The following is a 14,384-nucleotide window of genomic DNA, read 5'->3' on the forward strand; positions in this document are numbered from 1 at the left end:
CAGGAAAGGGATCTCGACTCATGCGCCGTAACCGATGGCGGCTGTGGCTGATCACAGCCCTGAGCTGCTTACTCATCGTGGCCCTCACGGGCGCTCCCGCGGGGGCGGCCGGTCTCGGGCCCGTGCGGCCCAGCGAACCCGACGTAGTGGAGCCGGTCCCCGGCAAGGACTTCACGCCCCCCGCCGCCCGGCGCGACCCCGAGGCCGCGACCGCCGAGCGGGCCGCGCCCAAGAAGGACTGGCCCGCCGCCGGCGCCGCGGAGGTGGCGGTGCCGGCCGCCGCCGCGCGTGGCGCCGTGTCGGGCCGGAGCCGGGCCGGCGACCTTCCCGTGTGGGTGACTCCCGCCGGCGCGCCGGGACCGGCGCGGGTGAAGGTCGAGGTGCTGGACCGGGCCGCCGCCGCACGGGCAGGAGTGGAGGGCCTGCTGCTGTCGGTACGGCGGGCGGACGGCGAGAGCGAGCGCCGCCCGGTCACGGTGGCCGTCGACTACTCGGCCTTCCGCGACGTCTACGGCGGCGACTGGGCGTCCCGGCTACGGCTCGTCCCGCAAGGAGGCGATGCCGGGCCCGTCAGCGCCGTACGCAACGACCTCAAGGCCGCGACGGTGTCGGCCGAGGTGGCGGTCGGCGGCACGGCGAGCACGTTCGCGCTGACGGCCGGTGCCGACGGGCCGGGCGGCGACTACAAGGCCACGTCGCTGGCGCCGTCCGGCACCTGGCAGGTCTCCACGCAGGGTGGCGAGTTCTCCTGGTCGTACCCGCTGAGCACGCCGCCCGTGCCCGGAGCGCTGGCCCCGGAACTGGCGTTCTCCTACTCCTCGCGGGCCGTGGACGGGCGGACCGTGTCCACGAACAACCAGCCGTCATGGGTGGGTGAGGGCTGGAACCTCGTACCCGGCTTCATCGAACGCTCCTACAAGGGCTGCGCGGACGATCTCGGCGGCAACAACGGCCAGACCAAGACCGGCGACCTGTGCTGGGAGACCGACAACGCCACCCTGTCCTTCGGCGAGCACTCCGGGCGGATGGTCTTCGAGAACAACGCGTGGCGGCTGGAGAAGGACGACGGCAGCCGGATCGAGCGCCTGTCGGGCGCGGTCAACGGCGACGACGACGGCGAGTACTGGAAGGTCACCACGACCGACGGCACCCAGTACTTCTTCGGTCTGAACCGGCTGCCCGGCTGGACGCAGGACAAGGCCACCACGCAGTCCGCGTGGACGGTGCCGGTGTACGGCAACGACGCGAACGAGCCGTGCACCAAGGCCACCTTCGCCGCTTCGGCCTGCCAGCAGGCCTACCGCTGGAACCTCGACTACGTCGTCGAGCCGCACGGCAACTCGATGAGCTACTTCTACGACCAGGAGACCAACCGGTACGCCCAGAACCGCGGCGCCGCCACCGCGACCTACGTCCGCGGCGGCACGCTGCGCCGGATCGAGTACGGCACCCGTACCGGCGCCGAGTACACCACCCAGGCGCCCGCCCGGGTGCTGTTCGAGACCGCCGACCGCTGCGTAGCCGACCAGAACTGCGCGGTCCACACCAGCGCCGCCTGGCCCGACGTCCCGTGGGACACCGACTGCGCGTCCATCCCGTGCGCGGACCGGTACTCGCCGACGTTCTGGTCCACCAAGCGCCTGACCAAGGTGACCACCCAGGTCTCCACGGGCGGCGGGAACTACCGCGGCGTGGACCAGTGGGAGCTGGCCCACACCTACCCGGCGCCCGGCGACGGCACCACGGCGGGGCTGTGGCTGAACGGCATCACCCACTCGGGCGTGGCCGGTACCGCGATCGCGCTGCCGGACGTGACGTTCGACGGCACGATGAAGGCCAACCGGGTCAACTTCGCCACGGACGGCCTGCCCGCGCTGAACAAGCCGCGCCTCACGACCATCACCACCGAGTCCGGCGGAGCGGTCAACGTCCGTTACGCCGACCCTGACTGCGCCCCGGGCGCCCTGCCCGCCGCGGCGGAGAGCAACACCAAACGCTGCTTCCCGGTCAGGTGGGCGATGCCGCCCGCGGTCACGCCGGTCAACGACTGGTTCCACAAGTACGTGGTGGCCAAGGTGGTCGAGGACGACCTGGTGACCGACGCCAAGGACATGGTGACCACGTACGAGTACGACGCCAAGGGCGGCGCCTGGGCGTACAACGACGACCCGCTGGTCGCCCAGGACAAGCGCACCTGGTCGGAGTGGCGCGGGTACGAGAAGGTCGTGGTCCGCAGGGGCGATCCGGCCAACGACGAGAACAAGCCCGTCTCCAGGACCGACTACCTGTACTTCCGCGGCATGAACGGCGACCGGCTCAACGCGGGCGGCGGCACCAAGCCGGTGCAGATCACCGATTCCGCGGGCGTCAAACTGGACGACGACGCGCCGCTGTCGGGCTTCCTGCGCGAGCAGGTCACCTACGACGGCGCCACCCCCCTGACCACCGAGGTCAACGACCCTTGGACGCGCCTCGTCGCCACCCAGGGCGGCCTGCGGGCGTACCAGGTGGAGACCGCGCGGACCGAGACCCGGCAGTGGCGCTCCGGCGGCGGCACGCGAGTCCTGCGGGTGGAGACCACCTACGACGAGTACGGCAACGCCACCCAGATCAACGACCTCGGCAACGTCGAGTCGGCCGGTGACGACCGGTGCACCACCGTCGCCTACGCCAAGAACACCGGCCTCATGCTGGTCAGCCTGCCGAAACAGACCACCACCGTGGGTGTGGCCTGCGGCGCTGCCCCGGCGTACCCCGCCGACGCCGTCTCCGACACCCGCACCTCCTACGACGGCCAGGACTTCGGCGTGCCGCCGACGCGAGGGGACGCCACCAAGGTCGAGGTCGCCAAGTCCTACCAGGCCGGCAGCCCGGCCTACATGGTGAGCGGCACCGCCGCCTTCGACGACTACGGCCGCCCCAAGCAGTCGGGCGACCCGCTCAACCGGATCACCACCACCTCCTACACCGAGGCCAACGGGCTGACCGTCGAGCGAAAGGTGACCAACCCGCTCGGCCACGAGACGACCGCCACCCTGGACCCGGCATGGGGCAAGCCGCTCAAGGAGGTGGACGCCAACGGGCGGACGACGTCGCTCACGTACGACGCGCTCGGCCGGCTGGTCAAGGTCTACAAGCCCGGCCGCACCGAGGCGGACGGCGACAGCCCCCACGTCCGCTACGAGTACGGCGTGCGCCGCACCGGCGGCCCCAGCTACCTGCGCACCAGCACGCTGAAGGCCAACGGCAACCACGTCGCCACGTACACGCTGTACGACGGCTTCCTGCGGCCCCGTCAGACCCAGGAACCCAGCCCCGCCGAGGGCCGCGTGCTCACCGACACCCTGTACGACTCCCGCGGCCTGGTCAGCGTCAACCGGGCGGCCTACCACGACACCGGCGCACCCGGCACCACGCTGTTCCAGCCGCAGGCCGGCAAGGTGCCGTCGGCCACCGTCACCACCTACGACGGGGCGGAACGCAAGACCGCGGAGATCCTCCTGAAGCTCAATGTCGAGCAGTGGCGCACCACGACGTCCTACAGCGCCGACTGGGTCAGCACGATCCCGCCTCAGGGCTCGACCGTGACCACCCGGTGGATCGACGCCAGGGATCGGACGACCGCGCTGGTGCAGTGGCAGGGCAGGACTCTGTCCGGCCCGTCCGCGGCCACCCGCTACGGCTACAGCAAGCGGGGCGAGCTGACGAGCATCACCGACCCGGCGGGCAACGTCTGGCGGTACACCTATGACGTCCTCGGACGCAAGCTCACCTCCGACGACCCGGACAAGGGCGTCTCGACCATGACCTACGACGGCGCCGGCCAGTTGCTGACCGTCACCGACGCCCGCGGCAGGACCGTCGCCTCGGTGCCCGACAAGCTCGGGCGCGTCATCGAGACCAGGCAGGACTCGCCCACCGGGCCGCTGCTCACCAAGACGACGTACGACACCCTGGCCAAGGGCGCCCTGACCTCCTCGGCCCGCTACGCCGGCGGCCAGGTGTACGTGAAGGAGATCACCGGCTACGACGAGGCGGGACGGCCTGAGGGAACGTCGGTGACCATCCCCGCGAACGAGGGGAAGCTCGCCGGGACCTACCTGACGAGCACGACGTACGCCGAGGACGGCAGCCTCGCGACCAGGACGTTGCCCGCTCTGGGTGACCTTCCGCGCGAGACGCTGACCTTCACGTACGACGACCTGGGCCGCCGGGACACGGTGACCGGCGCCCTGACCTACGTCACCGACAGCGAGTACAACGCCCTGGGCGAGACCGCCCAGCTCGAACTGGGCGCCGACGGCAAGCGGTTGTGGCGCACCACCTACTACGAGGAGGGCACCCGCCGGGTCACCGAGACTCTCACCGAGCGCGAGCAGGCCAGCGGCGTCATGGTGCACGACTCCACCTACGGCTACGACCCGGCGGGGAACGTCACCCGCGTCACCGACCGCAACGCCGGTCTGGGGCAGGACACCCAGTGCTTCCTCTCCGACCATCTGCGCCGGCTCACCACCGCCTGGACCCAGGGCACCGACACCTGCGCGGCCACGCCGTCCGCGTCCGTGATCGGCGGCCCCGCGCCCTACTGGCACGAGTACGGCTACGACCTGACCGGCAACCGGCTCACCAGGACCGTCAAGGGGCTGGGCGGGGCGGCCGACACCGCCACCACCTACACCTACCCCGCTCCAGGCGACGGCGTCGACCTGCCGCACGCGGTGACCACCGTGACCACGGGTCAGGCCGGCGCGCAGTACGGTTATGACGCGGCCGGCAACACGATCAAGCGGCCGGGACCCGCCGGCACCCAGACCCTGACCTGGGACGCCGAGGGCCTGCTCGCCGCGATCGCGGCGGGTGGCACGTCCACCTCGTACGTCTACGACACGGACGGCAATCAGCTCATCCGCCGCGACACCGGGGCGGTGACGCTGTTCGTCGGCGACGGCGAGATCCGGCTGAACACCGCGACGGGCGCGACGGCGGGGACGCGTCAGTACGAAGGACTCGGCACCCGCACCGGCGCCGGCTTCACCTGGACGATCTCCGACCACCACGGCACCTCCGTGGCCGCCGTGGACGCCGGCACGCTGGCGGGAACCGCGCGGCGGCTGGACCCGTTCGGCGACGCCAGGGGATCGACGGCCGGTTGGCCCGCCGGCGACCGGGGTTTCGTCGGCGGCACCGCGAACCCCGAGACCGGGCTGACCCGGCTGGGCGTCCGCGAGTACGACCCCGTGACGGGCAGGTTCGTCTCGGTCGATCCCGTCGTCGATCCGATGGATCCGCAGCAGCTCAACGCCTACGCCTACGGCAACAACAACCCCGCCACCATGTCGGACCCCGACGGGCTCAGGTACATCGTGGACGCCGGAGGGTATGTGAGCGTTCCGGGGGCCCAGGCCGCCAAGTACCTGACTCCCTACAAGTACCAGATGATGATCTACCGTGCCGCGCTGCGGGCCTTCAACTGGTACAAGCCTCGCACGTGCTTCCTCTGTTCGGCGTTCAAACCGAAGCCGCCGAACATCTTCGACCCGAAGATCTACAACCCCAAGGCCGTCGCACCCAAGCCCAAAGCCAAGGCCGACAAGCCGGTGTCCAGTCCGAGCAAGCCCGTGAACTGGGACCGGCCGATCGTCACCGCCCTCCCGAACAGCAACGACGCCGAAGGTTCGACGTCCTTGTGCGCATCCGCCGCGGCGGCCGTCGCCTACGGCGGCGGGGCGACGGCCTGCTTCTCGGCCGACTCCAACGGTCTGACGTTCAACGCCGGGCTGAAGCAGTTCCTCACCGACGGGGGCTTCATGTCCGCGGACCTCGGCATCCTGGCGAACAGCGACAACGCCACCCAGATCAACGGGGGGAACGGGTCGTACGCCCAGGCGTCCGTCAACGGGCATGCCCTGCTCGGCGGCACCATGGCGGCCGGCGTCGAGCGCAGCCTCGACGACGGGCACATCTCCAGGTACTCGCAGTTCGGCGTGGGCGTGGGCATCGGCGCGGCGATCGGGGAGATCGGCCTGACCCGCGGCTGGAACTCCGGCTACCTGCTGCAGTGGTCGGACGAGAAGCAGTACATCGTCGACCTCCCGGACCAGCGGCCGTTCACACAGAAACCACGCGACCCGATGGTGTAGGCGCTCACCCTTCTCAGTAGTCGCCGGGGCACGATCTCGTCCGGGAAGCATGATCCCGGACGAGATCGTGGAACCGGTAGCGGCTGCTCACATACGGCCCCACTGAGAAGCGCGCCGCATCGCAATGGAGCCGAGCCAGGGAGGCGACGCCCGACAAACCTGTCTGGACACAACGAAGATGACAGTGAGTCCTGCCTCTACCTGGGGACTGTCAGTTCGACGGATATCGAAACGCCAGCGGCTGCGTCATCGAAGTTGACAGTACGGAGCCGAAGATCAACTGTTATGCGCGTACTCGCTTCAGGGATGTTCGGACGGCTGCGGATCCTTATCCTCGATGAACGTCAGCTGGCTCGCGTGCTTCAGCGAATACCACCGCGCCGCTCAACCACAGATCAGGACACGTAACTCAATATTCGAGCGGCACGGGATTGACATTTCCGGCATCGGACACGCCTCGCCACCGTAGGGCGCGTCGGCCTTGAGGCCGAACGTCGCGCGTAGGGGCGAGGCTACAACTCAGTTGTTCTGTCGTCGAGCGCGCGGATGAGCTGTTCGGTGAGCTCCTTGGTATCCTGGGCATTGAGATTCTTCACCCCTGTGGCGGACACCTTCAGGCTGGGCTTGTCGCCGCGAGACAGTTTGATCGTGATCGACCCGCGCTGCGCTCGCAGCCAGGCGATGATCACGGTCGCAGCTGTCGCCAGCGCTCCGCCGCTGCCCAGTGCTAGCTGCAGGGCGTCCACGACGGGGCCCAGAGCACCCGGTTCGGGGGCCCGCTCCCGCAGGTGTACCGTGCCGCGAAGATCCGGTTCGTCCAACAGCCAGATGCGCAGGTCCCGCAACAGGTCGGCTGGACTTCCATCGTCAAGGGTCAGATTAACCGGCATTGCGGATCCCTCTCCTCGTCAGTCTGTGGCGCTTGTGGGCTTGCCGTTCTTGCACGGTGGGCTGTAGGACAGACCGATAACGTAACGTTGCCATTCCTCCTTCGAAATGGGGGTGAAGCTGAGTGCGCAGATCCGCCTGGCAACCCGCTCTTCGTTGAGATCCCACAACCGCACGGTGTTGTCCTCACTCACGCTGGCGAGGATTTCGTCGGCAGGACTGAAGGTGATTCCCCGCACGGGCCCTTCGTGGGCCTGCAGCGTCATGACCAGACGACGGTCGCCGGTCAGATCGAAGATGCGGATCGATCTGTCCTCGCCAATCACCGCGAGGAACTGACCACTTCGGTCGAAGGCCAGTTTCAATGCGCGGCCAGGATTGCTCGGCAAGGCACCCATGGACACCGGGAGCGCGGGATTCGATACGTTCCACAGGCGCACTGGCTGGTCGTCTGCAGCCACGGCGAGCATCTTGTCGCTGGGGTCGATCGCCAGGCCGTTCAGAGAGTGCTGGCTGACAGCAAGGCGGGAGATGTTCCTCGGTCGTGCAGGGTTGGAGATATCCCAGATTCGGATCGAGCCGTCATCGATTCCGCCGATCAGGGTATGTCCCGTTGAGGTCATGGCCAGAGAGACGGGTGCCGACGGGCTGTCACCCTGGCCAAGATTGATAGTAGAAAGCCTACGATCCAGTCGACCGCGCGCGTTCAACGACCAAAGATGAAGAGGAATCGATTCGGGCAGTGTACTTCCTGTGCCGCCGAACGGCTGGGCGCCCAGAGCGAGGAGCTTGCCGTTTCTGGCTATGGCGAGTCCAGCCGCGTCAGCGAAGTCGACCGATACTCCCTGTCCGATCGCTGATATCTTTTTCTTGTTCGAGGTGTCATACAGCGTGCGACCGATGTCTGCGGAGGAGTACAGGCGATCGCCGTTCTTGTTGAACGCCAGTACGGACCAAATGCTGTTCGTTGTCGCGACGTCCAGCGTTGCCGTACTACGAAGCCCGTGGTCCTGCGTGACCTCCCAAACCCTCACTCCGTCCCTCCCTGACGATGCCAAAGTCCTGCCGTCCGATGAGAAGGTGATTGTATTCGGTAAGTCGGAATGGGAGCCGATTGGCCATTTCTGCAGGGTCCATATGCGGACTATGCCGTCGTCCCCTGCTGTTGCGACGGTGTCTCCGAGGGGCGAGAAGTCTACTGATTGACTCTGTCCGACCTGTGGTAGCGTATAGACAACGTGCTTGGCGGCCACGTCCCAGATCCGTACTACGTCCTCGTTAGTATAAGCAGCGGCCAGCAATGATCCGTCAGGCGCGAATGAGAGGCTTGCGGGTTGATCCGAGGTCTTCTGATCGAGCTTCAGATTGGTCACTTTCTTCGGTTCGGCAGGATTCCTCACGTCGAAGATGGTCAGCGAATCGAGTAGGTTTCCTACGGCGAGTTTGGTGCCGTCGCTTGAGAAGGCGCCGGAAACGGCTCCGGCCGAATCCCGTAGGGGCGTGTAGGATACGGGATGATGAGGATCGCGGACGTCCCATAGCTCTGCATACCATGATGTCTGCGTTACCAATAAGGTCTGACCATTGGGTGAAAAGGCCATGTACCATGATCCACCTGTCGAGATTCCGCCGAGTTTGGCGGCGGCCTTGCCCGGTGTCCGATCGTCGAACAAGAATGTTGGCCCCGACGGCCCTCCGGTGGCGAGCACCCGACCGTCATGACGTACCGCGGTGGTCCAAGCGCCCGTAGTTTGCGCTAACGCTCCGATGTACTTGGGCGCCGTCAGGTTGTTGACGTTCCACACTTGCGACGGTGCGTCACCACGGTAGTGAATGAGAACGAAGCGGCCGTCACCGGACCAGGCGACCTCGTAAATCGAACCGTGCAGCAGCTGAGGCTCTTTCAATCTGGCCACTTCACGCTGGCCAGCCACGTCCCAGAACCGCACGGTGTTGTCGGCGCCCGCGCTGGCGATGAACCGCCCATCGGGCCGGAACGACACACTCAGCACCGGACCGGCGTGTCCGCGCAGGCGGATGGCCGTGGGCGTGCCGGACGCCGAGAGCAGGCTGTTCCTAGCCTCTTCGGTGGGGGAAATGCGATAGGACACCAAGCTCAGTTGCGCGGCCAGAGCGGGGTCGCGCGGTCGCACGGCATCAGCTCGGAACGCCACCTGACGGGAGAGGGTCATGATCTGCTCCCGTTGCGTGTCGGCCTGAAGTTTCAGGGCGATTCCGCCGCCCGCCGACGCCAACACGGCAAGTAGGGCCAAGCCTGCGATCGCCCAGCGCCGCAGGACCACCCGCTTACGATCCAGACGCCGTTCGGCATCCCGGCTTTTCACACTGGCATCGAGGAAGACCTGAGTCCTCGGATCGAGATCGCCTGTCCTCGCTTCCGCCCACGCCAGAGCATTATCGAGGCGAGGCCCGCGATCGAGAAGACTCGGGTGCCTGCCCCCTTCAAACCACGTTTCCGCGGCGTCCTGCAAACGCTGACGGATCAGTTCGCCGGCCCGATCGTTGTCGATCCAGGAGCGTAGTGTCGGCCAATATCGCAGTAGTGCTTCGTGCGCGATGCTCGCGATGTCCCCGTCCACCGTTATCAATCGGGCGGACACGAACTCGCGCAACACGAGTTCTGCTTCGCCCCGGATGCCCGGCTCCATGTGGGGAAGGAGTTCGTCGAGCACTACCGACCTGCGTGTGTCCTCTGTTCCTTCACCTAAGCGGACGAGGCGGAGCATCATGCGTCGAATCAGCAGGTCTCTGGAGGCACCTAGCTGCGCTACCACCTCGTCGGCGGTATTGGCGATAGCCTTGGCGATTCCTCCGGTCGCACGATAGCCCGCAAGAGTCAGGACATCCCCCGCACGATGTTGCCAGGTGACCAGCAGGGCATGTGAGAGTAGCGGCAGGTTGCTGTGGACACCCGGCGCTTGCCCGTGTGGGCCAAGGTCCTCCAGCAGCAACTGCATCAGACCAGGTTCCAGCGCCAGACCTTTTGCCTTTGCAGGCTTCTCGATCACGTCGCGCAACTCGGCGGTATCCATCGCGCCCACGATGAATGGACTGGCCATGGTGGCTCGTAGTTCCGGGTGGTCCGCACAGTGGCTGAAGAAGTCGGAGCGTAAGGCGATGATCACTACGCACTCTGTGATCGCCGCCACTGCTGCGATGAAGCGCCGTCGTTGATGCTCGTCCATGCAGTCGGTGAATGTTTCCTCGAACTGATCGACGATCACGTAGAGCCGGTTGACGTATGGGTTGGCTGCCACTGCTTCGCGGAGGAGCCGATCCACTGCGGCCGGATCGTCCTCTGTCTGAGTCACCAGTTGCGCTATCGACTCCTCCGGCATCGCCGGTCCCCGGCCGAGTGCTGCGATGCGCCTGAGGAGATTGGTGAGCGGGTCGGATCCGGGGGTGAGGATCAAGGCTCTCGCCCGTGGGTCGGCGGCCCTCAGCGCCGGAACGAGCCCGGCACGCAGAAGCGATGACTTACCGGAGCCCGAGGAGCCAGTAACGAGGACGGGCCCGTCATCCGAGGTTGTCGTGCTGATTCGTTCGGCCAGTTCCCGGGTCAGGCTGTCACGGCCGAAGAAGAACCGAGCGTCCTGCACGCCGTACGAGGCCAGACCACGGTATGGGCTACCGTCGCTATCGGGAATACGCGAGGGGACAGGGGGCACCTTAGGCGCTTGGTACGCCAAGTTCGAAGCGATCGGCTCAGTGCCGCCAAGGTCGAACATCTGCCGCCGCGGGAGCGGCAACCCCTTTTCGGGGAGTCTTCTAGCAAGATGTTGGTAGATGTGCTCCAGTGTGAGTACGGGAGGCCCGGCAGGGTCACCGGCGTCGAGCAGATCCATCAGCGTGCCGGTGAAGGCTGTATAGGGCTCACCGGGTAGGGTCCAGGCTTGTTGATGGCCGCCAGAGGCGCTCAGTAGAGGTTCTGAGCCACTTCTTGTGATCCGTGACGGGACGTAACCATGCTCAGTCGGCGTGGAGGATCTGAAGGCGGAGAAGGTCGAAGCTGGCACGCCCGTAGCCGTCCCTTTTGATCCGCTTAATTCGATTCACATTGCCTTCCACACGGCCGGAGTTCCACTCCAGGGTGAGCCCGGCGGTGACGGCGTCGAAGTCTTGGCGCAGGCCACGGGCCAGGCTGCGCAACGGCTGCAGGCCGGTGGCCTCGGCCTGGTCGAGCCAGTCCGGTAGCAGGTGACCGTGGCGGTTGGTCATCATCACGGCGAAGGCGGTCACACAGTCGGCGACAGCATCCAGCTCGGGACACCGAGCCCGCAGCTTCTCCAGCCGCAAGATCCCGACCTCATCCAGATGGTCCGGGTGGCTGGTGAGCAGGCGCGCGGCGCGGCGGACAGTGAGTTCCTCGCCCGCCTTCGGCGCAGGCTTGCCACTGGCGCGAAGATCTTGAAAGTGGCGGCGCAGGGTGCGTTTGCTGCCCTGGTAGCCCTGCTGCTGAATCTCGGCGAACAGTCGAGCGGTATCGGTGCAGCCCTCGTTCCAGCGCTGGTGCAGGTAGGGCAGGAACGCATCCACGCGAGTGCCCCGCAGTACGGGCCCGCTGACCAAGTCTTGCGGGCAGGCGGCCTGGGCGTAGCGGCGTACGGTCTTGCGGTCCAACTGCAACGCCTCGGCGATGGCGGAGATCCCGACCCCCTTGTCCAGCAGGGCATGTACGGCGGCATGGCGTTCGCGTCGGGTGGCAGCGCGTCGCCCTTCGGCTTGTGCCGGAACCGCTGTGGGATCGTCTGAGAGGTGCCCTGCCGCATCAGGTTCGCCGCGGCCGGAGTCACTCTCGGCCGCCTCGATCAGGCATCCGCGATGAGCCTGGACGCACTTTTCGACCGCGTCGCACAGGTTCTTCCAGATGTGGTACCTGTCGGCTACCTGCGTCGCCTCGGGGGCGGCGGTGCGTACAGCCTCGGCATAGGCACCTCCACGATCTCGGCACACGACCTGCACGCCGGGGTGAGCCCGCAGCCAGGCGGCGAACGTCTCGGCCGTGCGGTCGGGGAGCACATCGACACGCTCGCCAGTCTCCATGTCCAACAAGATCGTGGCATAGACGTGTCCCTTCCTGGTAGCCCAATCGTCGACTCCCAGCACGCGAGGCGCCGGTCCGATCACCTTGTCGGGCAGCTTGCGGATCAGCCGCAGCAGCGTATTCGCGCTCGCGCTCATCGCCAGGTGCCCGAGCAACCGGGCCGCCGGTCTGCCGCCCGTGGCCAGCACGATCCGCTCCAGCGCCCGGCGTAGCGCCGGTGTTCGACGCGCGAACGGCTCGGTCAGCCCGTCCACCTGCTCCACGAACGTCTTGCGCGCGCACTGCGGTGTCCGGCAGGCGAACCGGCTGACCAGCAGGCTGATCACCGTCCGACAGCCCGCCGCCCCCAGATCGGCCAGGCGGCGTCGATACCTACCATGCCGCCGGTCCGACACGATTCCGCAGGTAGGACACGCTGCGCTCGTCGTCACGGTTTGCGCGCAAATGGCCACCGTTCGATCGTCAACGACGACATCCTCCACGGCCACGGCATCCACGTGACCCCATAGGGCAGAGAGCAATCCACAGTCACACGAACCTTGATCATTCCTGAACGCGTGACACGGTGTGATCACTTCACAAGAAGTGGCTCAGAACCTCAGTAGATACGCCCCCGGCCACGGCGTGTCCAGGAGTTCCGCACGGGGTGGAGAACCGAGGGGGTTGGCGCGGCCCGCGAAGCAGCAATCGAGCATGACCACGACGAGTTCGGCGTTGGACTGCGTGAGCGCGTGCTGAATCGCTGAGAAGGGAAGCGCCTGGTATTCAGGCGCGCCCTTGCTCAGATCTGTGGTGGCCTGTGTCGCTAGGTAAAGCCGTCGGTCTGGGCCGATGAGGCCGTGGCCGACGTAGCAGAACAGCATCACTGTGGATGCCTCTGACGACATGTGGTTCACAGCGGTGATTAGCTGGCTGGGGTCTTTGGGGTCGATGAGTAACCGCAACCGATCTTTGGTGAGGCCCGTGTGCTCAGTCAGGCATGTGCCGAGCCGCGTCACCGTGGGAACTGCGGTGGGAACCGAAGAGATCAGTGCATCTGCGCGGTGTGTGCCGCTGCCAACGAGTAAGGCCCTGGCGCCCGAGGATTCGAACAACAGGCTAGGGCTTCTGTTGGTGAGAGACGTCTCAGTCAACTGCAGCCCCTTGCGGTCGACGGTGTCCATGCGAGGCGGGTACTGCCAAATAGGACGCTTCGGTGGCGGCGGCGGATACGTGGCCCGAATCACGATTCCGCATCGAATTGAGTTCGGCGGGCTTTTCGCGAACGCTGTCCTTGGTGACAACGCTATTCATGGAAGTCAACCTTGTTATCTGACTGTTCTCCTCATGTCAGCTCTGGGATTGGTCAGCCAGCTCCTGATAGCCCTGTTCTCCTAGATCGGGCGTTTGTTCCAGACGAGGCAGTGGTCAAGGAGCTCGTGGTGGCAGGACTGCACCCATCACTCCATGATGGAATTCATCCGCGGCATCCGAATGCCGGTGAGCACCGTCTGGATGCCTGCCTCGGCGAGGATCTCGTTCATGAGAGCCGGGAACTTCCCATTCCGATCTCGGAGCAGAAGCGTGCATGGCACCCCACAAGGCGCGTCTGCGTGCTCGGCATCCGGGAGCGAGACGGACACGCAGGCCGGCCGGGCCTCGTCGTACGGCAACGCGGCATCTCGGGCAGTGATCCACCAGCAGCATCCGATGCGCGGGACAAACCGCAGCTCAACCCAGCTTCCACCAGACCAACCACGCTCCGCCCGAAGCCGCCAGGCACGTCGGACATACCCGGCTGCCGAAGAACTGCACCCACTCACGACCCTCAACCTGGCGGACTGACTCCTTTTCGCCTACGCGAACGCCTGCCAGATCCAGGACCGAGCCGTCGAACACCTCCAGGTGCATCACACGGATGATCTCGGAGCTCATGCCTGTAGCAGCCTCGATCGCTCTGTACGTCTCCGGCGTCGCAACGATGCCGTACGCCAGTGAATGGACATCACCTGACGCACGTACATCGAGTCCTGACGCATCAACCATCGCCCACGGCGGACATCCGTTCCGCGGGGCCATCCGATCAACCCACGACGCGAACGACTCGCCGTGTCTGGAGCCACTGAACATGACAGTGGGGCCTGTGGCTGACCTGGGCAGTGTCATTTCGACGGGGTGTCGAAATACCGGCATTCGCGTCATCGAAGTTGACAGTACCCAGCCGAAGATCATGCGTGCGTGGGTTGAGGGCTATAGCTCCAGGCTGCGAAGTATCTGGCCGAAAGTTGCCGGCGCAGCCTCCAGACGGG

Annotated in this window: 6 protein-coding genes; 1 reads left to right on the plus strand and 5 read right to left on the minus strand. The window is 66.3% G+C overall.

The features are described 5' to 3' along the window. Nucleotides 1-20: 20 nt before the first annotated feature. Nucleotides 21-6,143, plus strand: a complete 6,123-nt coding sequence (locus ACQP2T_RS26830) for an RHS repeat-associated core domain-containing protein (protein ID WP_433518802.1) — start codon at nt 21-23, stop codon at nt 6,141-6,143. Between the two features lie 512 nt (nt 6,144-6,655). Here ACQP2T_RS26830 and ACQP2T_RS26835 read toward each other — a convergent pair. The 5 genes from ACQP2T_RS26835 to ACQP2T_RS26855 form a co-directional block, all read right to left on the minus strand. Further along, a complete protein-coding gene (locus ACQP2T_RS26835) occupies nt 6,656-7,033 on the minus strand; it encodes an effector-associated constant component EACC1 (RefSeq protein ID WP_433518803.1) in 378 nt (125 codons plus the stop codon). Nucleotides 7,034-7,051: 18 nt separating this feature from the next. Next, nucleotides 7,052-10,897 (minus strand): WD40 repeat domain-containing protein, encoded by a 3,846-nt coding sequence (locus ACQP2T_RS26840; RefSeq protein ID WP_433518804.1) that lies wholly within the window; start codon nt 10,895-10,897, stop codon nt 7,052-7,054. A 124-nt stretch (nt 10,898-11,021) separates the two neighbouring features. Further along, nucleotides 11,022-12,593 (minus strand): ISL3 family transposase, encoded by a 1,572-nt coding sequence (locus ACQP2T_RS26845; RefSeq protein WP_433513225.1) that lies wholly within the window; start codon nt 12,591-12,593, stop codon nt 11,022-11,024. A 93-nt stretch (nt 12,594-12,686) separates the two neighbouring features. Next, nucleotides 12,687-13,259 carry a hypothetical protein gene (locus tag ACQP2T_RS26850; RefSeq protein ID WP_433518805.1) on the minus strand — a complete coding sequence of 191 codons (573 nt, stop codon included), beginning with the start codon at nt 13,257-13,259 and terminating at the stop codon, nt 12,687-12,689. A gap of 547 nt (nt 13,260-13,806) precedes the next feature. Beyond that, nucleotides 13,807-14,307, minus strand: coding sequence for a TniQ family protein (locus tag ACQP2T_RS26855; protein ID WP_433518806.1), 501 nt, complete (start codon nt 14,305-14,307; stop codon nt 13,807-13,809). Nucleotides 14,308-14,384: the final 77 nt, after the last annotated feature.

It is taken from the genome of Nonomuraea sp. CA-143628 (genome assembly GCF_050942315.1).
Classification (GTDB): domain Bacteria; phylum Actinomycetota; class Actinomycetes; order Streptosporangiales; family Streptosporangiaceae; genus Nonomuraea.

What these genes read in the sequence shown, in the direction of transcription:
- ACQP2T_RS26830 (WP_433518802.1), top strand. Translation starts at nt 21, where the DNA reads ATGCGCCGTAACCGATGGCGGCTGTGGCTGATCACAGCCCTGAGCTGC.
- ACQP2T_RS26835 (WP_433518803.1), bottom strand. Translation starts at nt 7,033, where the DNA reads ATGCCGGTTAATCTGACCCTTGACGATGGAAGTCCAGCCGACCTGTTG.
- ACQP2T_RS26840 (WP_433518804.1), bottom strand. Translation starts at nt 10,897, where the DNA reads ATGGATCTGCTCGACGCCGGTGACCCTGCCGGGCCTCCCGTACTCACA.
- ACQP2T_RS26850 (WP_433518805.1), bottom strand. Translation starts at nt 13,259, where the DNA reads ATGGACACCGTCGACCGCAAGGGGCTGCAGTTGACTGAGACGTCTCTC.
- ACQP2T_RS26855 (WP_433518806.1), bottom strand. Translation starts at nt 14,307, where the DNA reads ATGATCTTCGGCTGGGTACTGTCAACTTCGATGACGCGAATGCCGGTA.